Source organism: Streptomyces sp. NPDC060035, assembly GCF_042736635.1.
In the GTDB taxonomy this organism is placed as follows: Bacteria; Actinomycetota; Actinomycetes; order Streptomycetales; family Streptomycetaceae; genus Streptomyces.
This window is the reverse complement of record NZ_JBHWVO010000005.1, coordinates 235,091-254,689: the sequence shown is the minus strand read 5'-3', so window position 1 is coordinate 254,689 and position 19,599 is coordinate 235,091. Positions and strand designations below refer to the sequence as shown.

18 protein-coding genes are annotated in these 19,599 nt (G+C 71.3%); 3 read left to right on the top strand and 15 right to left on the bottom strand.

What is annotated here, in order from left to right; translation table 11 throughout:
* Positions 1-101 precede the first annotated feature (101 nt).
* Complete coding sequence (locus ACFWBQ_RS10360) at positions 102-1,385, bottom strand: adenylosuccinate synthase (protein WP_385486200.1); 1,284 nt, start codon at positions 1,383-1,385, stop codon at positions 102-104.
* A gap of 186 nt (positions 1,386-1,571) precedes the next feature.
* Here ACFWBQ_RS10360 and ACFWBQ_RS10355 point away from each other — a divergent pair, with 186 nt between their 5' ends.
* Complete coding sequence (locus tag ACFWBQ_RS10355) at positions 1,572-2,456, top strand: diacylglycerol kinase (protein ID WP_385486198.1); 885 nt, start codon at positions 1,572-1,574, stop codon at positions 2,454-2,456.
* A 112-nt stretch (positions 2,457-2,568) separates the two neighbouring features.
* On the opposite strand, the gene ACFWBQ_RS10350 is transcribed toward ACFWBQ_RS10355, so the two are convergent.
* Positions 2,569-3,069 carry a GbsR/MarR family transcriptional regulator gene (locus ACFWBQ_RS10350; protein WP_385486196.1) on the bottom strand — a complete coding sequence of 167 codons (501 nt, stop codon included), beginning with the start codon at positions 3,067-3,069 and terminating at the stop codon, positions 2,569-2,571.
* Positions 3,070-3,161: 92 nt separating this feature from the next.
* Between ACFWBQ_RS10350 and ACFWBQ_RS10345 the strand changes: the two genes are divergently transcribed.
* Both ACFWBQ_RS10345 and ACFWBQ_RS10340 read left to right on the top strand, forming a co-directional pair.
* Entirely contained in the window at positions 3,162-4,100 is a 939-nt protein-coding gene (locus ACFWBQ_RS10345) for an ABC transporter ATP-binding protein (protein ID WP_385486194.1), read from the top strand.
* Positions 4,097-5,758 carry an ABC transporter permease gene (locus ACFWBQ_RS10340; RefSeq protein ID WP_385486192.1) on the top strand — a complete coding sequence of 554 codons (1,662 nt, stop codon included), beginning with the start codon at positions 4,097-4,099 and terminating at the stop codon, positions 5,756-5,758. The genes ACFWBQ_RS10345 and ACFWBQ_RS10340 overlap by 4 nt, the downstream gene beginning before the upstream one ends.
* 20 nt (positions 5,759-5,778) lie before the next feature.
* Here ACFWBQ_RS10340 and ACFWBQ_RS10335 read toward each other — a convergent pair whose 3' ends face one another.
* The 13 genes from ACFWBQ_RS10335 to ACFWBQ_RS10275 form a co-directional block, all read right to left on the bottom strand.
* A complete protein-coding gene (locus tag ACFWBQ_RS10335; protein ID WP_385486190.1) occupies positions 5,779-6,984 on the bottom strand; it encodes a cytochrome P450 in 1,206 nt (401 codons plus the stop codon).
* Positions 6,985-6,994: 10 nt separating this feature from the next.
* Positions 6,995-7,663, bottom strand: a complete 669-nt coding sequence (locus ACFWBQ_RS10330; protein ID WP_329209540.1) for a response regulator transcription factor — start codon at positions 7,661-7,663, stop codon at positions 6,995-6,997.
* On the bottom strand, positions 7,660-8,976 hold the full coding sequence (locus ACFWBQ_RS10325) for a sensor histidine kinase (RefSeq protein ID WP_385486188.1): 1,317 nt from the start codon (positions 8,974-8,976) through the stop codon (positions 7,660-7,662). Before ACFWBQ_RS10325 ends, ACFWBQ_RS10330 begins: the two co-directional genes overlap by 4 nt.
* Before the next feature lie 106 nt (positions 8,977-9,082).
* Positions 9,083-9,958 carry an alpha/beta hydrolase family protein gene (locus ACFWBQ_RS10320; protein WP_385486186.1) on the bottom strand — a complete coding sequence of 292 codons (876 nt, stop codon included), beginning with the start codon at positions 9,956-9,958 and terminating at the stop codon, positions 9,083-9,085.
* Positions 9,959-10,152: 194 nt separating this feature from the next.
* Entirely contained in the window at positions 10,153-11,349 is a 1,197-nt protein-coding gene (gene kynU / locus ACFWBQ_RS10315) for a kynureninase (RefSeq protein WP_385486184.1), read from the bottom strand.
* A complete protein-coding gene (locus tag ACFWBQ_RS10310) occupies positions 11,342-12,190 on the bottom strand; it encodes a tryptophan 2,3-dioxygenase family protein (protein WP_385486182.1) in 849 nt (282 codons plus the stop codon). The genes kynU and ACFWBQ_RS10310 overlap by 8 nt, the downstream gene beginning before the upstream one ends.
* A 250-nt stretch (positions 12,191-12,440) precedes the next feature.
* Positions 12,441-12,854 carry a DUF3151 domain-containing protein gene (locus ACFWBQ_RS10305; protein WP_385486180.1) on the bottom strand — a complete coding sequence of 138 codons (414 nt, stop codon included), beginning with the start codon at positions 12,852-12,854 and terminating at the stop codon, positions 12,441-12,443.
* A gap of 46 nt (positions 12,855-12,900) precedes the next feature.
* On the bottom strand, positions 12,901-14,412 hold the full coding sequence (locus tag ACFWBQ_RS10300) for an MFS transporter (protein WP_385486178.1): 1,512 nt from the start codon (positions 14,410-14,412) through the stop codon (positions 12,901-12,903).
* Positions 14,413-14,660: 248 nt separating this feature from the next.
* Positions 14,661-15,851, bottom strand: coding sequence for a MalY/PatB family protein (locus tag ACFWBQ_RS10295; protein ID WP_385486176.1), 1,191 nt, complete (start codon positions 15,849-15,851; stop codon positions 14,661-14,663).
* Between the two features lie 56 nt (positions 15,852-15,907).
* Positions 15,908-16,936 carry a class II fructose-bisphosphate aldolase gene (gene fbaA, locus ACFWBQ_RS10290; protein ID WP_385486174.1) on the bottom strand — a complete coding sequence of 343 codons (1,029 nt, stop codon included), beginning with the start codon at positions 16,934-16,936 and terminating at the stop codon, positions 15,908-15,910.
* Positions 16,937-17,125: 189 nt separating this feature from the next.
* Positions 17,126-17,665 carry an orotate phosphoribosyltransferase gene (gene pyrE / locus ACFWBQ_RS10285; RefSeq protein WP_385486172.1) on the bottom strand — a complete coding sequence of 180 codons (540 nt, stop codon included), beginning with the start codon at positions 17,663-17,665 and terminating at the stop codon, positions 17,126-17,128.
* Between the two features lie 44 nt (positions 17,666-17,709).
* A complete protein-coding gene (locus ACFWBQ_RS10280) occupies positions 17,710-18,504 on the bottom strand; it encodes an aldose 1-epimerase (protein WP_385486170.1) in 795 nt (264 codons plus the stop codon).
* A gap of 114 nt (positions 18,505-18,618) precedes the next feature.
* The gene (locus tag ACFWBQ_RS10275) at positions 18,619-19,593 is read right to left on the bottom strand and encodes an SRPBCC domain-containing protein (RefSeq protein WP_385486168.1); all 975 of its coding nucleotides are present in this window, start codon (positions 19,591-19,593) and stop codon (positions 18,619-18,621) included.
* Positions 19,594-19,599 lie beyond the last annotated feature (6 nt).

Sequence of the window (19,599 nt, the reverse complement as noted above, 5' to 3'; positions counted from 1 at the left end):
TTCGCTCACGTACGGCAGATTCCCCGGCCGCGGGGCGGACGCCGAAACGCGAAAGGGCGGCCGGTCCCGATGAACAGGACCGGCCGCCACTTCGTCGACTCCTACAGGAAGGAGTTGATCTCGATCGTCTCGGTGCGGCCGGGGCCGACACCGATCGCGGAGATCGGAGCGCCGGACATCTCCTCCAGCGCCTTCACGTAGTCCCGCGCGTTCTTCGGCAGGTCGTCGAAGGTCTTGGCCTTCGTGATGTCCTCCGACCAGCCCGGCAGCATCTCGTAGATCGGCTTCGCGTGGTGGAAGTCGCTCTGGTTGTACGGGAGCTCCTCGACGCGCTTGCCGTCGATCTCGTACGCCACGCACACCGGGATCTGCTCCCAGCCGGTCAGCACGTCCAGCTTGGTGAGGAAGAAGTCCGTGAGGCCGTTGACCCGGGTCGCGTACCGCGCGATCGGAGCGTCGAACCAGCCGCAGCGGCGGTCACGGCCGGTGGTGACCCCGCGCTCGCCGCCGATCCGGCGCAGTGCCTCGCCGTCCTCGTCGAGAAGTTCGGTCGGGAAGGGTCCGGCACCGACGCGCGTGGTGTAGGCCTTGAGGATGCCGATGACCCGGCTGATCTTCGTCGGGCCCACGCCGGAACCGGTGCAGGCGCCGCCCGCGGTCGGGTTCGACGATGTGACGAAGGGGTACGTGCCGTGGTCGACGTCCAGCAGGGTGCCCTGGCCGCCCTCGAAGAGGACGACCTTGCCCTCGTCGATGGCGTTGTTCAGGATCAGCGTCGTGTCGGCGACGTACGGCTTGATCTGTTCCGCGTACTGGAGCAGCTCCTCCACGATCTTGCCGGATTCGATCGCGCGCCGGTTGTAGAGCTTGGCGAGGATCTGGTTCTTGAAGTCGAGAGCCGCTTCGACCTTCTGGACGAGGATCGACTCGTCGTAGAGGTCCTGGACCCGGATGCCGACGCGGTTGATCTTGTCCGCGTACGTGGGTCCGATACCGCGACCGGTGGTACCGATCTTGCGGGAGCCGAGGAAGCGTTCCGTCACCTTGTCGACCGTGGTGTGGTACGAGGTGATCAAATGAGCATTGCCGCTGATCAGAAGCTTGGACGTGTCGACGCCTCGCTCGTTCAGACCGCTCAGCTCGGAGAGCAGGACCGCCGGGTCGATGACGACACCGTTACCGATCACCGGCGTACAGCTCGGCGACAGGATTCCGGAGGGGAGGAGATGAAGTGCGTACTTCTGGTCGCCTACGACGACCGTGTGGCCGGCATTGTTGCCGCCCTGGTAGCGCACCACATAGTCCACGGATCCACCGAGGAGGTCGGTGGCCTTCCCCTTGCCCTCGTCACCCCACTGAGCACCGAGCAGCACAAGTGCGGGCACAGGCGTACACCCCTTCCGGGCGGGGCATGTCCAAGGTCAGGGGGCGTACGTAAAGGTCGTACCTGCCGTACGACGATGTACGGCAAAGCCTGAGCCGTCGAACCGGGTGCCCCGGAATAGACGAAGCCCCTGGCGCAATAGCGCAAGGGGCTCTTGCACCAAGATGCTACCCGAGGAAGGACCGAGGTGTCGGCTGCAGAGCCCCCCGGCGACGGCGACCACCAGCTACTGGTACTCATCGACCCCCTTGCCCGCAGGGCCGACGGCGAGTCCGTGCGTATCGCGAAGGACGTGCTGAGCGCTGGTTCACACGCCAAGATCTGCCTCCCGGACAGTCCGGAGGAGTTCGCCCGGGCCTTGTCCCGGCGTGGCGGGCGACGGCCGGTGGTCGTCGGCGACGACCATGCGCTGCTGCGTGCCGTGTCCCAGCTCCACCGGGAGCGCGAGCTGGCCGACAGCGCGCTCTCCCTGATCCCGGTCGGCGCGGCGCACGCGCTGGAACTGGCCCATGGGCTCGGTGTGCCCCGGGGCGCCGTGGCCGCGGCCCGTGCGGCGCTCGACGGGACCGCCCACCGACTGGACCTGCTGGTCGACGACAGCGACGGCGTCGTGCTGGGCGATCTGCGCATCCCGGCACTGAGCCCGGGGGCGGTCCCCGGGGCGCCCCATACGGGTGTCACTGCGGTCTGGGACACCTGCCGGACCCTGGTGGCGGCCCTGGTCCGCCCGGCCCCGTCCTCGTCCCAGCCGCACGCGCACCGGCTGCGGGTCGAGGCGGACGGGGTCCTGCTGAACGACCTGGACCGGCCGGTCGAGGGCGTCTCGGTGACCTCACAGGGCGACGGGGGCCTGGCGGACGTGGTGATTCACACCACGTCCGGCGAAACGGTCACGGTGGAGGCCAAGTCGGTCACCGTCTCCGGACCCGACTTCCGCTACCGCGCGGACATACAGGTCGCGGGCCCGGTCCGGACCAGGACGTGGACGGTGCGGGCGGGGGCGTGGGGGCTGATACTTCCGTCGACGGCGAGCCCGGGGCAGGTGACGGGCACAGGCGCCCGGGGCAGGTGACGGACACAGAGCCTGCCGGCCGCTGGTCACGCGGCCCCGCTGGTCCCGCGGTGCCGCTGATCACGCGGTGCCGCAAGGGCGGGCGGCGACCGCCCGGGGTCGTTCCCGGGTGTCAGCTCCCGCCCGCCGCCCCGCGGCTCTCGCGCCACCGGTCCATCACGCCGACCAGCTCCGTCTGCAGGAACTCGAAGAACTCAGCGGTCTCGGTGATCCGCGCACCGGCCGGTGTGTCCTCGCCCAGGGAGCGCGCGCCGTCCCTGAGCGTGCGCTCCCAGCGGGTCAGCACCTGGTCACGGCTCGCGAAGGTGGCGTACCAGATCTCGTTGTGCAGCCGGTAGCGGTCGCGGCGTGAGCCCGGTTCGCGCTCCCGGCCGACCATGCTGACCTGGGTGAGGTAGTTGATCGCGCCCGAGACCGCGGCCGGGCTGATCTGCAACTGCTTGCCGAGCTCGGCCGAGGTCATGGAGGCGTCGTCGTCCGCGAGAAGCGCCGCGAAGACCCGCGAGGCCATCCGCTGCATGCCCGCTGCCGTCATCTCGGCTGCGAAGCGCTCGACAAAACGCGCCACGGCCTCCTCGTCGCGCTCGGCACCTTCCCCGGCCCGGCTGGTCATCGTGTCGTCGCCTCCCCTGCCCCGATCATGGCGCCAACTTTATACGCTTCCTTAACTTCACAACTTTGTGAATTCAGCGTACGTTCAAAATCATGACGAAGGCAATCAGCGTCGCCGGACTTCACAAGTCGTTCGGGCGGACACACGCACTGGACGGCCTGGACCTGGACGTCGAAACGGGCGAGGTCCATGGCTTCCTCGGGCCCAACGGCGCCGGAAAGTCCACCACCATCCGGGTCCTGCTGGGTCTCCTGCGCGCCGATTCGGGCGCGGCACAACTGCTCGGCAAGGACCCGTGGAACGACGCCGTCGAACTGCACCGGCGCCTGGCCTACGTCCCCGGCGACGTCGAGCTGTGGCCCAACCTCACCGGCGGCGAGGCCATCGACCTGCTCTCACGGCTGCGTGGCGCGAGCACCATCAAGCGCCGTGACGAGCTCATCGAGCGCTTCGATCTCGACCCGACGAAGAAGGGACGGGCCTACTCCAAGGGCAACCGCCAGAAGGTCGCGATCGTCGCCGCGCTCGCTTCCGACGCGGAGCTGCTGCTGCTCGACGAACCGACCGCCGGACTCGACCCCCTCATGGAGGTGGTCTTCCAGGACGTGATCCAGCAGGCGAAGACCGCGGGAAAGACGGTGCTGCTCTCCAGCCACATCCTGGCCCAGGTGGAGAAGCTGGCCGACCGCGTCAGCATCATCCGGCTCGGCAGGATCGTGCAGTCCGGGTCGCTGAGCGAGATGCGCCATCTGACGCGTACGACGATCGAGGCCGAGACGGCCCGACCGGTCACCGGGCTCGACGAGCTGGCCGGCGTGCACGGGGTGCACACCATCACCGAAGGCGCCGAGGGCGCCGGCCGGGTGCGGTTCGACGTGGACGGGGGCCACCTCGACGACGCGATCCGCCGGCTCGCCGAGTTCGGCGTCCGCAGTCTGACCAGCCACCCGCCGACCCTCGAGGAGCTCATGCTGCGCCACTACGGCGACGAGCTCGCCGGCGGCGGCCACCCCCACGGAGGCAGCCGATGACCGCCGCCACCACAACCCGGGCACCCGCAGCCGACCGGTCCCTCGCGAACGGCGGCGGCACGCTGGCCGGAACCCGCACCCTGATCCGGTTCGACCTGCGCAGGGACCGCGTCCGGCTTCCCGTATGGATCCTCGCCCTGTTCATCGGAACGGCCTCCACGGCGAACAACTACAGGACGCTGTACGCCGATCCCGAGGACCGCGCCTCCGTCGTCACCACCATGCAGAGCCCGGCCGGGCTCGCCATGACAGGGCCCGGGCACTACCTCGACGACTACACCTTCGGCTCGATGATGGGCCACCAGATGCTCGGCTTCATGGCCGTCCTGGTCGGCCTCATGAGCGTCCTGATCGTCACCCGGCACACCCGCAACGAGGAGGAGACCAACCGCGCCGAACTGGTCCGCTCCACCGTCGTCGGCCGGCATGCGCACCTGGCCGCCGCCCTGTCCGTCGCGGTGCTCGCCAACCTCGCACTCGCCCTGCTGCTGGCCCTCGGCCTCGGCTCGATGGGCCTCGACTCCATCGACACCGGCGGCTCGCTGCTCTACGGGTTCTCGCACGCGGCCGTGGGCATCGTCTTCGCCGGCGTCGCCGCGGTCACCGCACAGATCACCGCGCACACCCGGGGCGCCTCCGGCACGGCCATGGCCGTCATCGGCCTCGCCTACGTCCTGCGCGCCGCCGGTGACGCGGGCGGCAGCGACGCACTGTCCTGGCTGTCCCCGATCGGCTGGGTACAGCGCACCTACGTCTACGTGGACAACCGCTGGTGGCCGCTGCTGCTCTGCCTCGCACTCGCCGTCCTCTCGGCGGGCGCGGGATTCGTCCTGTCCACCCGGCGGGACGTGGGAGCCGGACTGCGCGCCGCACGGCTCGGCAGCCCGGTCGCGTCCGCGTCCCTGACCCGGCCGCTGGGCTTCGCCCTGCGGCTGCACCGCTCCATGCTGGCCGGCTTCGGCGCCGGCCTGTTCCTGATGGGCGCGATGTACGGGTCGATCCTCGGCAACGCGGACGACATGCTGAAGAACATCGACCAGCTCCAGGAGGCGCTGAAGGACATCGGCGGCGCGACCATGGCCGAGTCGTTCGCGTCGATGGTCATGGTGGTCCTCGCCGTCGTCACCGCCGTGTACGTGGTGATGGCCGCCCTGCGGCCGAGGTCCGAGGAGAACGCGGGCCGGGTGGAGCCCCTGCTCGCGACCGGCCTGTCCCGCACCCGCTGGGCGGGCAGCCACCTCACCGTCGCGCTGGCGGGCGGCACGCTCCTGCTGCTCCTCGCCGGGCTCGGCATCGGCGTCGCGGGGGCGGCGTCGGCCGAGGACCGGGGATTGTTCCTGAAGCTGGTGGGGGCCTCGCTGGCGTACGCACCGGCGCTCTGGGTCACCGTCGGGGTCGCTGCCGTCCTCTTCGGCTGGCTGCCCCGGGCGGCCTCGGCGGCCTGGGCCGTACCGGTGTACGCGTTCGTGGTCGGCTACCTGGGCAAGCTGCTGCAGTTCCCGCACTGGATGAACAATGTGTCGCCCTTCGGACACGTGCCTCAGCTGCCGGCCGCGGAGATGAGCTGGACACCGATGGTGGTGCTCACCCTGATCGCGGCCGCCCTGCTGTGGCTGGGGCTGGAGGGCTTCCGGCGCCGCGATCTGGAAACCAAGTAGCGGCGCCCGGGCCCCCCGTCTCAGATCTCCACCAGCAGCTCCCGCAGCCCCCGGATCACGTACCCCGGCTTCCACTCCGGCTCCGTCGACAGCCGCATGCCGGGCGCCCTGCGCAGCAGCTCCCCGAACGAAGCCGCCAGTTCGAGACGGGCCAGCGGTGCGCCCAGGCAGTAGTGGATGCCCGCCCCGAAGGAGATGTGCGGGTTGTCCTCCCGGGACAGATCCAGCGTCCCGGCCTCGGCGAAGCGCTCCGGGTCCCTGTTCGCCGAGCCGAAGAGCAGGGCGACCTGCGAGCCGCGCGGAATGATGGTGCCCTCGATCTCGATGTCGTCCAGGACCCAGCGCGCGAACATGGGCACCGGGGTGTCGTACCGAAGCAGCTCCTCCAGCGCGGTCGGCAGCAGACCGTGATCGCCGCGCAGGGAGGCCAGCTTCTCGGGGTGCTGGAAGAGCGTCCACCAGCCGTTCACGGTGGCGTTGACCGTCGCCTCGTGGCCCGCGTTGAGCAGGAGCACACAGGTGGAGATGATCTCCTGCTCGGTCAGCCGCTCCTCCTCGTCGTGGGCGGCGATGAGCGCGGTGATCAGATCCGTACCGGGGTCCCCGCGCCGCTCGTCGATCAGCCCGCGCAGATACGCGGAGAACTCGACCGACGCCTGCACGGCGGCCCGCGCCCTCTCCTCCGGCGGGTTCAGCTCGAACATCCCGCAGATCGCCGCCGACCAGGGGCGCAGCAGCCCCCGGTCGGACTCCGGGATGCCGAGCATCTCGGCGATGACCGCCACGGGCAGCGGCTCGGCGACCGCGGTGAGCAGATCGCCGCCGCCCGCCGCGACGAACTCCTCGACGAGCCCGGTGGCCAGCCGCTCCACGGCCGGGGCGAGCATCTCGACCGTGCGGGGCGTGAACGCCTTGGCGACCAGCCGTCTGATCCGGGTGTGGTCGGGGGCCTCCAGGTCGAGGATCCCCTGCCCGTTGAGCGTGTGGAAGGGCTCGTGGGCGGCGGGCGGGGCGTCGAGGCCGAACTCGTCGTGGGTGAAGCGGTGCAGATACGTCCGGCCGAGGCGCCGGTCGCGCAGCAGCCCCGCCACATCGGAGTAGTGCGGGATCAGCCACTGCCGGGTGGGCTCGAAGTAGTGCGCCCGGCCGGTGGCGCGCAGCGCTGCGTAGGCGGGGTACGGATCGGCGACGAACGCCGGCGACCAGGGGTCGAAGGACACATGCATGAGCCCGACGCTATCCGGGTGTGACCAGCCTCGCCTCGTACGCGAACACGGCCGCCTGGGTCCTGTCCCTGAGCCCCAGCTTCACCAGGATGCGGCTCACATGTGTCTTGATCGTGGACTCGGCGACCACCAGGTGCGAGGCGATCTCCAGATTCGACAGCCCCTGGGCGATCAGCACGAGCACCTCCGTCTCGCGCTCGGTGAGGTCACCGATCCGGGCCATGGCGGGCGGCCGGGGTGCCTCGGCGAGCTTCGAGAACTCCTTGATCAGCCGCCTGGTCACGGTCGGCGCGAGCAGCGCCTCACCGGAGGCCACCACCCGTACTCCGTCAGCAAGTTGGCGGGCCGAGGCATCCTTCAGCAGGAAGCCCGAGGCCCCTGCGCGCAACGCCTGGTACACGTACTCGTCCAGGTCGAACGTGGTCAGGACGAGCACCTTGGCGTCCGCGTCGGCGGCGACGATCTCGCGCGTGGCCTCGATGCCGTTGAGCTCCGGCATCCGAATGTCCATCAGCACCACGTCGGGGCGCAGGGCCGCGACCTGCGAGACGGCCTGCCGGCCGTCGACGGCCTCGCCGACGACCTCGATGCCGGGCATCGCGTTGAGCAGCACGGAGAAACCCTCGCGGACCATCATCTGGTCGTCGACGATCAGCACCCGGATGGTGGAGTCGTTCACGCGTCCCCGCCCTCCCCGGCGCCTGCCTGCACAGCAGCGACGGGCAGGAACACGGCGACCTCGTAACCGCCGTCCCCCGTGGCCTCGGCCGTCATCTCGCCGTTCAGCATCGCGACCCGCTCCCGCATCCCCGTGATCCCGTGCCCGGCCCCGGGCGACGGCTTGACCAGCCCCGTCGCAGGCCCGTTGACGACCCGCAGCCCCAGCCCACCGAGCACGTACCCGATCTCCACCTTGGCCGTGGCGCCGGGCGCATGGCGGAGCGTGTTGCTCAGGGCCTCCTGGATGATCCGGTACGCCGACAGTTCGACGCCCGGCGGAAGCTCGCGCACCGCACCGGTGACCGTCTTCTCCGTCTCCAGGCCCGCTTCCCGCACATTGGCCAGCAGCCGGTCGGTCTCGGCCAGGGTGGGCTGAGGGGCGTCCGGTGCCTCGTAGTCGTCCGCCCGTACGACGCCGAGGACGCGCCGCAGCTCGGTGAGCGCGGCGACCGCGTTCTCCCGGATCGTGACGAAGGCCTGCTCCAGCTCGGGCGGCGGGTTCTCCACCCGGTACGGGGCGGCCTCGGCCTGGATCGCGACGACGGACATGTGGTGGGCGACGACGTCGTGCAGCTCACGGGCGATGGTGGTGCGCTCCTCCAGGAGCGTGCGCCGGTCGCGCTCGACGGCGGTGACGGTGCGCTGCACGGTCACCTCGCGCTCGGCGTCACGGCGTACCTGCACCACGGTGACGAGGAGCAGGGCGAAGGCGGAGGTGACGGCCATGGGCGCGGTGGTGGAGGAGTAACCGCCTCCGAAGTTCCCCAGGAAGGACCCGACGAGCAGGGTGATCAGCCACATCCAGGCGGCGGTACGCGGCCGGGTCCTCGCCGCGACGACGATCAGCACACCCAGGTGACACGCGAAGGCGTTCGGCCCCCACGGCCAGTCCCCGTGGCCCGCGACGGCCACCAGCGGGGTGGCCGCGAGCGACACCCAGAACGCGAGAACGGGGCGGATCAGTGTCATCAGCAGGGCGGCGGACGGCACCACACCGGTGATGAGCGTTGCTATCCCGAACACCGAGTAGGTGTTCGCCTCGAAGACTCCGGCCAGCAGTGAGATCAGCGCGACCGCCCCGACCACCGCGTGCGGCGTCCAGACCGCCCGCGTCCGGATCGCCCTGGGCAGCCTCCTGATCACCGGACCGCCGGTGCCCAGCGGGTCCAGCGGACGGTAGTCGAACGCGTCGTGGAAGAGGTCCTGCCGCAGGCCGTCTATCGCCCCTGCGGCCAGCCGGAACTCGGGGCTTCTGGTCTTGGTCTCGGTCACGCTTCCCAAGGTAGGCGCCACCGCGGCCGGGGTCGTCAGCAGTGATGCGGATCCTGCGCCGTCCGTCGCAAGTACTACCGGGCCCATCGGCCCGGACCTGTAGGACCTACCAGGCCAGCTGGGCGATCTCCTCCGCCACCACCGCGCACGCGTCCGCCGACGGATCGATCAGCGCAAAGTGCCCGACCCCGTCCAGCAGCGTCAGTCCGACCATCTCTCCCGCCTTCGCCGCGGCGTCCACGAACGCCTCGGTGACCGCCTGCGGCACGGTGAGGTCCTCGACGCCCTGGACGACGGCCGTCGCGATCCCGGTCGGGAGCAGCTCGGCCGGATCGGCGTGCATCCTGCGTTCCTCGAAGTCCGCTTCCTTGCCGAGGAATTGATGCACCGCACCGGAGCAGACGTCCAGCTCGACGGCGCTCGAGAAGTCACCGATCGGCGCCAGCGCGACCACCCCGCGCAGCGGCGGCGGCGCGGGCAGCCGCCACGGCGAACCGAGCGGAAGCACGTGCCGGGCGGCGGCCCACAGGGCCAGCTGCCCGCCGGCCGAGTGCCCGGTGACCACGGTCCGCCGCACATCGGCCTGCGGCAGTTCCCGGGCGGCGAGCACCGGAAGGGCGTCCATCGCGGCGGCCACGTCGTCGAACGTCTCGGGCCAGCGCCCCGCGACCGGACCGTCTCCACCCTGCTGCGGGATCTCACTGCCGCGCCGGTACTCGACACTGGCGACGGCGAACCCGCGCCGGGCCAGGAAGTCCGCGAACGGCGACAGATGATGCCGGTCGTACGGGGCACGCCAAGCCCCTCCGTGCAGGACGACCACGAGCGGCGCCCCGTCCCGGCCGTCGCGCGGAGCGAAGAAGTCGATCACCTGGTCGGGGTGGCTGCCATAGGCCGCTGACCGATCGGGGGCGACCACCGGATGCGCGAACGCCGACTCGGTCTCGGCGGCGTCACGATCACGCGCGGCAGAATCCGACATGCTGCTCCAACCGTCCTACGCATATGCCCAACTGGACTGACCTGCGGGGACGGTATCAGTACGGCGGGCCGCCGCCGGACCCGCGGCAGGGCAGGACGGGCCCGGTCCGGAAACCGGGCCCGTCCGGCACGGCGGCACCAGGACCTCTCGGCCGGATCATGCTCCGTTCGCGGGGCCCGATCCAGTCGAAGACCCTAGGCCGCCAGCACCTCCGCCAGGATCCGCGCGGCGCGTTCCGCGTCCGCGAAGCCGACGTACAGCGGGGTGAAGCCGAACCGCAGCACGTCCGGGCGGCGCAGGTCGCCGATCACGCCGCGCTCGATGAGCGCGCGCATCACCGGCTCGGTGTCGTCCGCGTTCTCGCACCGCAGGGACACCTGGCTCCCGCGCTCCGCGTGTGCGGCCGGGGTGACGGGGACAACCCGGCCCTCGGGTACGTACGCGTCGACGCACTCGAGGAAGAAGTCCGTCAGGGCAAGGGACTTGGCCCGTACGGCCTCGACCGTGACGCCCTCCCACACGTCCAGCGCCGCTTCGAGCGCCAGCATGGAGAGGATGTCCGGGGTACCGACCCGGCCCCGTACGGAACCGTCCGCCGGGGTGTATTCGGGAGTCATCCCGAAGGGGTCGGCGTGCGAGGTCCAGCCGGGGAGGGGCGAGTCGAATGCCGGCTGGTGGCGTTCGGCGACGTACAGGTAGGCGGGCGAACCGGGTCCGCCGTTGAGGTACTTGTACGTACAGCCGATGGCCAGGTCCACCCCGTGCGCGTCGAGGCCGACCGGCAGGGCGCCCGCGCTGTGGCACAGGTCCCAGACCGCGAGGGCACCCGCAGCGTGGACGGCGGCGGTGAGGCCCGGCAGGTCGTGGAGCCTGCCCGTGCGGTAGTCGACGTGGTTGAGCAGGACGACCGCCGTACGGGGGCCGAGGGCGCCAGGTACGTCGGCCGGGGCGACGGGGACGATGCGGTGGCCCGTCATCCGGGCCGCCGACTCGGCGAGGTACCCGTCCGTGGGGAACGTCGTGGCGTCGACCAGGATCTCGTCGCGCCCTTCGGCTGCCAGCCGGCTCGCGGCGACCAAGGCCTTGAAGACGTTCACGCTGGTGGAGTCGCCCACCACGATCTGTCCGGCGGCGGCCCCGACCAGCGGGGCGATCCGGTCGCCGATCCGCTCGGGCGCCGTCCACCAGCCGCTCTCGTCCCAGGAGCGGATGCGCAGGGCGCCCCACTCCCGGGTGATGACCTCCTGCATGCGGGCGGGGACGTGGCGGGGCAGTGCGCCCAGCGAGTTGCCGTCGAGGTAGACGGTGTCGTCGAGGACGAACAGGTCCCTGAGTACGGCCAGTTCGTCGGCGGTGTCGAGCGCCTCCGCGCGCTCCTGCAGGTCAGACATGGCTGCGCGCCGTCCACAGCTCGGGGAACACGCTCTTCGTGGCGCGCTTCTCCAGCCAGGCGACCCCGGCCGACCCTCCGGTGCCGGTCTTCGAGCCCATCGCCCGCCGGGTGGCGGTGAGGTGGTCGTTGCGCCAGCGCCACACCAGCTCGCCGACGTCGGTCAGCACCTCGCCGAGCCGCACGAGCTCGTCGTTCTGGTCCGGGTTGGCATAGATCTCCGCCCAGACGGCCTCGATCCGGGGGGACGGTTCGTACTTCTTCGACAGGTCCCGGCCGAGCACCGACTGCGGCACGGCGTGACCGCGCCGGGCGAGCAGGGCGAGCGTCTCGTCGTACAGGCCGGGCTCGTGGAGCGCCTTCTCCAGCTCGGCGTGGACACGGGGGGCGCCCCGGTGCGGCACGAGCATGGACGCGGACTTGTCGCCCAGCAGGAACTCCATCCGCCGGTACATCGCCGACTGGAAACCGGAGCCCTCGCCGAGGGAGCCCCGGTAGGAGTTGAACTGGGCGGGAGTGAGGCCTGCCAGCGGCTTCCAGGAGGCGTTCAGTGCCTCGAGCTCCCGGAGCGAGCGCTTCAGCGCGTCACGGGCGACGGGTATGCGGTCCTCGCGCAGGGCACGGGTCGCGGTCTCCCACTCATGGACGATGACCGTGAACCACAGCTCCATGACCTGGGTGGTGACCAGGAAGACCATCTCGCCGGGATCGTCCGAGCGAAGGTGCTGGAGGTGGGTCAGGACATCCGCCTGGACATAGTCCTCGTACGGAGTCGTTCCCGCGAAGTCCAGGTGCGGGGTGTCCGCACCGGTGGCTTCGGGGTCGGGGTGGATCGTCGACATTTCTGTCTCCTCGACACGAGCTTCCGGGTAGCGGTCCGCCCCTTCCTCTGAGGTGGTGGAGCTCCGGTCCCCTGTTCGCATCCTAAACCGGAGCGACGCCCGGTGACGGGCCGGTCGGCGTGCGGTGCCGTCGGGGCGGGTGCCGTCGACGCCATACGGGCCCCGCAGGCGGCGGTGCTGCCTGCGGGGCCCGGACGGGCCCGGACGGTGCGTGGAGGGGCAGCCTCTCGGAGGGCAGCCCGTCGGCCTCTCAGCCCAGGGTGTCGGCTGCGGTCTGCGAGGAGTCGCGGAGGAACGAGGAGCAGCGCTCGTACTCCTCCTGCTCACCGATCGACTGCGCGGCGCGCGCGAGGGCGTGCAGGGCGCGCAGGAAGCCACGGTTCGGCTCGTGCTCGAACGGGACGGGGCCGTGGCCCTTCCAGCCCGCCCGGCGCAGCGCGTCGAGGCCACGGTGGTAGCCGGTGCGGGCGTACGCGTACGACTCGATGACCCGGCCGCCCTCGTACGCCTCGTCGGCGAGCTGGGCCCAGGCCAGCGAGGACGTGGGGTACTTCGCCGCGACATCGGCGGGCGCGGCGCCGCCGGCGAGGAGGTCGCGCGGCTCCGGGTCGTCGGGCAGGTGGGTCGGGGCGGGGCCCCCGAGCAGGTTCTCGTGGATGGACATGGTTCAAGTGTGCCTGGCTCCGCCCGCATCCTGGACACCCGGGCGACTACGTTCCGCCTGCCTGTTCCGCGGTCTGCCGCTCCGGCTCCAGGGGCGGGGCCGTGACCCCGCAGTGCATCGTGCACTCGGGCCGGCACTCGCGTGCCGCCTCCGGGGACGTCCGTACCGTCCACCAGGCGATCACCGCCCCCGCCACCAGCAGCCCCGCGCACATCGGCATCGCCCGGCGGAAGGTCGAGGCGAACTCCCCCGCATCGCGGTACGCCTCCGGGCCCATCCCTGCGAGCAGCGGCAGCGCGGCCACGGCGATCAGCCCGGCGGCCCGCGCCGCCGCGTTGTTGATCCCGCTGGCGAGCCCGGCCCGCCCCGTGTCGACGGCGGCCAGGACGGTCGCGGTGAGAGGCGCCACGAGGACGACCATGCCGAGGCCCAGCACCAGGACGGCCGGCAGGACGTCCTGGACGTACGAGGAGAGCGAGGCCCCGGGGCCGACCCGCAGCATCAGCAGCATCCCGGCCGCTGCCAGCAGCGGGCCGACCGTGAGCGGGATCCGTGGACCGATGCGCCGGCCGAGGTCACCGGCGGACGCGGAGAAGAGCAGCATGAGCGCGGTGGTCGGCAGGAGCGCCGTGCCCGCGCCGAGCGCCGAGTAGCCGGCGACGACCTGGAGCTGGATCGCGGAGAGGAAGAAGAAGCCGCCGAGGGCCGCGTACACGCAGAACGTCACGATGTTGACGGCGGTGAACTGCCTGGACGCGAAGATCGACGGCGGCACCATGGGGTCGGCCCGGGTCCGTTCCACCTGGACGAACGCCACCCCGAGGAGCACGCCGCCGATCGCCGCACCGACGACCGGCACGGACGCGCCCTGCTCCGGTACCTCGATCAGCGCGTAGGTGACCAGCGCGAGCGCCAGGGCCGCCAGCGCGGCTCCGAGCACGTCGAAACGGCCGTGGGCGTCCGGGTCCCGGGACTCCGGTACGTGGCGCAGGGCGACGGGTAGGCAGACGGCGGCGAGCGGGAGATTGAGCAGGAACACCCAGCGCCACCCGGGCCCGTCCACGAGCCAGCCCCCGAGGAACGGCCCGACCGCGGCGCCGACCCCGCCGAGCCCGGACCACAGCCCCACGGCGCGGGCCCGGTCGTCGGGATGGAAGCTCGCCTGGATGAGCGCCAGCGAACCGGGGGTGAGCAGGGCTCCGCCGATGCCCTGGAGGGCGCGGGCCGCGATCAGGATGGCCGCGTTGGGCGCCAGGCCGCAGAGCAGCGAGGCCACCGCGAACCAGACGACGCCGATCACGAAGACCCGCCGCCTGCCGAACCTGTCCCCGAGCGCACCGCCCAGCAGGATCAGTCCGGCCAGCGTGAGCATGTAGGCGTTGACGGTCCACTGGAGGGCGGCGAGGTCGGTGCCGAGGTCCTCGCCGATCCGGGGGAGGGCGACGTTGATGACCGTGGAGTCGAGCAGTGCCATGCTCGACCCCAGGACCGTGGTCAGGACGATCCACCGCCCGGCGGGCGAGGCAACCCGGATTCCGCCGTCGGCCGCGTCTGTCATACGAGCAGCATCGCCCGCCCGGCGCTCGGGAGCACCTTCAAGCCCACCCGGGCGCACCCTTCAGGCCCGCCCGGCGCTCGGAAGCACCTTCAAGCCCACCCGGGCGCACCCTTCAGGCCCGCCCGGCGATCGAGGGCACCTTCAAGCCCCTCCGGCGATTGAGGAGCGGGGTCCGGGGCGGAGCCCCGGTTCGGGAAGGGGCGGCAGGGGACAAGGGCCCCGCGCAGCGGCCCCGCACCCCGCACCCCCTACCGCACCGCCCGCACCCCCCGCACCAACGCCGCCACCCCCGCCTCCACCTTGCTCCGCGGGCACCCCGCGTTCAGGCGGAGGAACCCCGGCGCCCCGTACACCGCACCCGGCATGATCGCGACCTTCTCCCGCTCGATCAGCGCCCGCTGCAGCGCCTCGTCGTCCACACCCAGTGGGCGCAGATCGATCCAGGCCAGGTAGCCCGCCTGGGGCGGCTCCCACCCGAGCTCCGGGAACGCCTCGTTCAACCGCTTCGCTATGAGCGCCAGGTTCCCGGCGACGTACTCCCGTACCTCGTCCAGCCAGGCCCCGCCCTCCCGGTACGCGGCGATGTGCGCCGTCAGCGACAGTACGGCCGGTGAGGCGAGCCCCTCCGCCGTCTCCATGCGCCGCAGGAACTCCTCCCGGTCCGCCGGATCGCCGATGATCCCGTACGAACCGGTCAGCGCCGGAAAGTTGAACGCCTTCGACGCCGAGCTGATCAGCGCCCAGCGCCCGTCACCTGCCACCCGCGGCCACGGCACGTGCCGGTATCCGTCGTGCACGAAGTCCGCGTGGATCTCGTCGCTGATCACAGCGACCCCGTGGCGCAGGGCGAGCGCGGCCATCTCCCGCAGCTCGGCCTCCGTCCACACCCTCCCCGTCGGGTTGTGCGGCGAACACACGACGAGCACCTTCGCGTCGGCCCGCCCCAGCTCCCGCTCGAGCGCCTCGGTGTCCCCCACCGGCACCCCACGCAGCTCCCGCCCGAGACCGGTGACGGCCTTGCGGAAGCCGTCGTACGTGGGGGTGTGGACGACCACGCCGTCCCCCTCGCGTGTCCACATCTGCAGCAGCTGCGAGAGCTGGCTGAGCACGGAAGGACCGTAGACCAGCCGGCCGGTGTCGAGCTCCGTGCCGTGCCGGGTCGCGTACCAGTGCGCGATCGCCGACCTGAAGTCGTCCTGCTGCCAGGTCGTGTAGCCGAGAACCCCGTGATCGAGCCGGGCGCGCAATGCGCTCAGCACCTCGGGCGCCGTCTCGAAGTCCATGTCGGAGATCGTGAACGGCAGCAGCCCGTCCACCCCGAACCGGTCGGCGACCCCGTCCCACTGGACGCACCAGGTGCCCCGGCGGTCGATGACGGTGTCGAAGTCGTAGCGCGCACGCGTACTCACAGGGGATCCCTCGATGTATCGGTCGGACATGGAACGGGCCCGGCACCCCAGGAAGGGGGACCGGGCCCGGTACGTCCGTGACGTACTTACTTCAGCTTGGTGCCCGTGGAACGCAGGTTGGCACAGGCCTCCGTGACGCGCTTGGCCATGCCCGCCTCGGCGGACTTGCCCCAGCTGCGCGGGTCGTAGACCTTCTTGTTGCCGACCTCGCCGTCGACCTTCAGCACACCGTCGTAGTTGCGGAACACGTGGTCCACGATCGGGCGGGTGAAGGCGTACTGGGTGTCGGTGTCGAGGTTCATCTTCACGACGCCGTTCTCCAGCGCGGTGGCGATCTCCTCGGCCGTGGAGCCGGAGCCGCCGTGGAAGACGAAGTCGAACGGCTGGCTTCCGGCCTTGCCGTACTTGGCGCCGACGCCCTCCTGGAGGTCCTTGAGGAGCTCGGGGCGCAGGACGACGTTGCCCGGCTTGTAGACGCCGTGGACGTTGCCGAAGGACGCTGCCAGCAGGTAGCGGCCCTTCTCGCCCAGACCGAGCGCCTCGGCGGTACGCAGCGCATCGTCGACCGTCGTGTACAGCTCGTCGTTGATCTCGTGCGTGACGCCGTCCTCCTCGCCACCGGTCGGGGTGATCTCGACCTCAAGGATGATCTTGGCGGCAGCGGCCTTGGCGAGCAGCTCCTGGCCGATGGCCAGGTTGTCGGCGAGGGTCTCGGCCGAACCGTCCCACATGTGGGACTGGAACAGCGGGTTCAGGCCCTTGGCGACGCGCTCCGCGGAGACCTCGATCAGCGGACGTACGTACGTGTCCAGCTTGTCCTTGGGGCAGTGGTCGGTGTGCAGGGCGACCGTGATGTCGTACTTGGCGGCGACGATGTGCGCGAACTCGGCCAGGGCTACGGCGCCCGTCACCATGTCCTTGTTGTGCTGGCCGCCCAGGAACTCCGCCCCACCGGTGGAGATCTGGACGATGCCGTCGCTCTCCGCCTCCGCGAAGCCGCGCAGCGCAGCGTGCAGGGTCTGGGTCGACGTCACATTGATGGCCGGGTAGGCGAACTTGCCTGCCTTCGCCCGGTCGAGCATCTCGGCGTAGACCTCGGGGGTTGCGATGGGCATCTGTCCGCTCCTTGGGATGTGCGGGTGTGCAGTGCTGGTCCCTGACCTGGGGGCGACGTCATCGTCGCCCCCATCTTTCCAGACTCTCGCCCCGGCTCCACCCTGCCCATGGCCCGAGCATCTTTCCGGGCATACGCGAAGGGCGGCCGGTTTCACGTGAACCCGGCCGCCCTTCAGGAAAGGTGCAGGTCAGGCCAGGTCGAGGTCCGCCACGCCATAGGCGTTGACGTACGGCAGACCGGCCTCGGCGATCGCCGGAGCGGCGCCCCGCTCCACGATCACGGCAACGGCGACGACCTCACCGCCGGCCTCGCGCACCGCCTCGACCGCGGTCAGCGGGGAACCACCGGTGGTCGAGGTGTCCTCGACCACGAGGCAGCGGCGGCCCTTGACGTCCGTGCCCTCGATCCTGCGCTGCATCCCGTGCGCCTTCTGCGCCTTCCGGACGACGAACGCGTCGAGCCTCTTCCCGCGCGCCGCGGAGGCGTGCAGCATCGAGGTGGCGACCGGGTCGGCGCCCAGCGTCAGACCGCCGACGCAGTCGTAGTCCAGCTCGGCGGTGGCATCGAGCATCACCTGGCCGACCAGCGGTGCGGCCTTGCCGTCCAGCGTGATCCGGCGCAGGTCGATGTACCAGTCGGCTTCCAGACCCGAGGAGAGGGTCACTTTGCCGTGCACCACGGCCTTGTCCTTGATCTGCTGGAGCAGCTCAGCGCGTACGTCAGTCATGCCCACGAGGGTAAGCGCTGCAGCAGCCGCGCTGCCGCCACCTCTCAGAGCCGTACCCAGTTCCAGGTCGTCGCGATCTCGAGCGGCTCGATCGGGGTGACCAGCCGGGGCGCGGTGTTCAGCCCGTTCGGCGGGCCCGACTGCGGCTCCACGCACACCGCTTCGGGCTGTTGGTCGTAGATCACCACCCACTCGTCCCGGCTCTTCACCGTCAGCTCCAGCTGCTCGGGCCAGGTGAGCTTCACATCCACGCCCTCGGGCATCCCGAAGCAGTCGTCCCACGGGCCGGGCAGGGGATCGATCCGGCGGCCGGTCGGCAGATGGTTGTCGCCGCGCTCCTCCTGCCAGGCGGCGTCGAAGTCGATCCGCACATCCTGGCCGCCGGTGTTGCGGAGGAACCAGGGGTGCCAGCCGGCCTGCGCCGGGAAGGAGTTCCCGTACGTCTCGATGCCGAGGCGGAGCGTCAGCGCGTCCTCGGTCAGCTCGAAGGACTGCGTCACCCGGCCCTCGTACGGCCATGGGTCGGCCAGGTCGTAGAAGAAAGCCGCCTCCGCTTCGTCCTGCCGGGCGGGCTGCCAGGCAGTGTCGCGGCCTGTGCCGTGGATGGCGTGCGGCGGGGGGTTCAGTGGCAGTCGGTGCAGCTCGCCGCCGTTGCGGAACAGGCCGTTCTCGGTGCGGCCGCACCACGGCACCATCGGGAAGCAGCCGTACCGCTCTCCCTGGCGCAGCAGTTCGGTGCCACCGATCCGCAGGCTGCGGATGCGGCAGCCATGGACGGGGTCAACGGTCAACTCGGCGTCGCCGGCGGTCAGCCGGACGTTCTTCGCATCTCTGCTCACCCCACGACACTACTGGCGCGACCAGGGGCTGTCCCGCCGTCCCCGGCGTCCCCTGCGGATCGGCGCACGGCGTCGGATGCGGCGCGTCCGACGGTGCGCGGACCGGGACGGCCGTTACCGTCGGCGCCGCAGCGCCCGGCCCACGACCACGGCCGAGGCGATCGCGAGGGCGGCCGCGGGAGCGACCCAGCGAAGTGTGGCGCCGACGGCCGTGTCGTCCGGCGAGGGCACCGGGGCGTACCGGCCGCGTGGCGGGGCGTGGTCGACCTCTTCCGTGCTCCGGCCGATCATGGTGCGCCGGGCGTGCGCGGCCTCGGCCGGCGGGCCGTCGGGCACGGTGAACTCCAGCTCCGCGGCCGGGTCGAGCGAGGGCGGGGGCACGGGGGCATCGAACACCGAGCCCTTGTCGGGGGCGTCGGCGGAGGAGGACGGCTCGGAGGACGACGGATCGGGCTGCGCCGGATCGGACGGCGACGCGTCGTCCGCGGCGGAGGCGGCGGAGTCGGCGGAGTCGGCGGAGTCGGCGGCAGGCTCGTCCCGAGCGGAGTCGGCGGCAGCAGCCTCCTCCGGAGCGGAGCCGGCGGACTGTCCGGTCGCACCGGAGCCGGCACCGGACTCCGGAGCAGCCCCGGGAGCGGTCTCCTGCGCATCCCGTGCTGCCAGGGACTCCGTCACCAGCTGCTGCGTGAAGCGGTCCAGCAGCCGGTACGCCGCGGTGAGCGCCGCTGCCTCGTCCAGTTCCACGATGCGGCCCTCGCCGCTCGCCGACCCGACGAATGCGACCGTCGTGCCGCCGTCCGTCTCCGTGAGGCCGACCGTCAGGGACAGCTCCGCCGAGCCCGTACCCCGGGCCTCCACGCCCTGCCCGGTCACCGAGAAGGTGTCGCCACCCCGGTCGGTGAGCGTCAGCGACCCCCGGTAGGTGATCGTGTGGCCGTCGATCCGGATCTTCAGCCGGCCGGTCAGGGGACCCGCCGCCACGTCGGCGTCCTGCTGGAGGCCGGGGACGCAGCGCGCCACACGGGCGGGATCACCCAGCGTCCGACGAAGGGACGCGACCGGAACCGGAACGAACACCTCATGCTCCATACCGAC

What these genes read in the sequence shown, in the direction of transcription:
- ACFWBQ_RS10305 (WP_385486180.1), bottom strand. Translation starts at nt 12,854, where the DNA reads ATGTCCATCCACGAGAACCTGCTCGGGGGCCCCGCCCCGACCCACCTG.
- fbaA (WP_385486174.1), bottom strand. Translation starts at nt 16,936, where the DNA reads ATGCCCATCGCAACCCCCGAGGTCTACGCCGAGATGCTCGACCGGGCG.
- ACFWBQ_RS10295 (WP_385486176.1), bottom strand. Translation starts at nt 15,851, where the DNA reads ATGTCCGACCGATACATCGAGGGATCCCCTGTGAGTACGCGTGCGCGC.
- kynU (WP_385486184.1), bottom strand. Translation starts at nt 11,349, where the DNA reads ATGTCTGACCTGCAGGAGCGCGCGGAGGCGCTCGACACCGCCGACGAA.
- ACFWBQ_RS10340 (WP_385486192.1), top strand. Translation starts at nt 4,097, where the DNA reads ATGACCGCCGCCACCACAACCCGGGCACCCGCAGCCGACCGGTCCCTC.
- ACFWBQ_RS10275 (WP_385486168.1), bottom strand. Translation starts at nt 19,593, where the DNA reads ATGGAGCATGAGGTGTTCGTTCCGGTTCCGGTCGCGTCCCTTCGTCGG.
- pyrE (WP_385486172.1), bottom strand. Translation starts at nt 17,665, where the DNA reads ATGACTGACGTACGCGCTGAGCTGCTCCAGCAGATCAAGGACAAGGCC.
- ACFWBQ_RS10310 (WP_385486182.1), bottom strand. Translation starts at nt 12,190, where the DNA reads ATGTCGACGATCCACCCCGACCCCGAAGCCACCGGTGCGGACACCCCG.
- ACFWBQ_RS10335 (WP_385486190.1), bottom strand. Translation starts at nt 6,984, where the DNA reads ATGCATGTGTCCTTCGACCCCTGGTCGCCGGCGTTCGTCGCCGATCCG.
- ACFWBQ_RS10345 (WP_385486194.1), top strand. Translation starts at nt 3,162, where the DNA reads ATGACGAAGGCAATCAGCGTCGCCGGACTTCACAAGTCGTTCGGGCGG.
- ACFWBQ_RS10350 (WP_385486196.1), bottom strand. Translation starts at nt 3,069, where the DNA reads ATGACCAGCCGGGCCGGGGAAGGTGCCGAGCGCGACGAGGAGGCCGTG.
- ACFWBQ_RS10320 (WP_385486186.1), bottom strand. Translation starts at nt 9,958, where the DNA reads ATGTCGGATTCTGCCGCGCGTGATCGTGACGCCGCCGAGACCGAGTCG.
- ACFWBQ_RS10300 (WP_385486178.1), bottom strand. Translation starts at nt 14,412, where the DNA reads ATGACAGACGCGGCCGACGGCGGAATCCGGGTTGCCTCGCCCGCCGGG.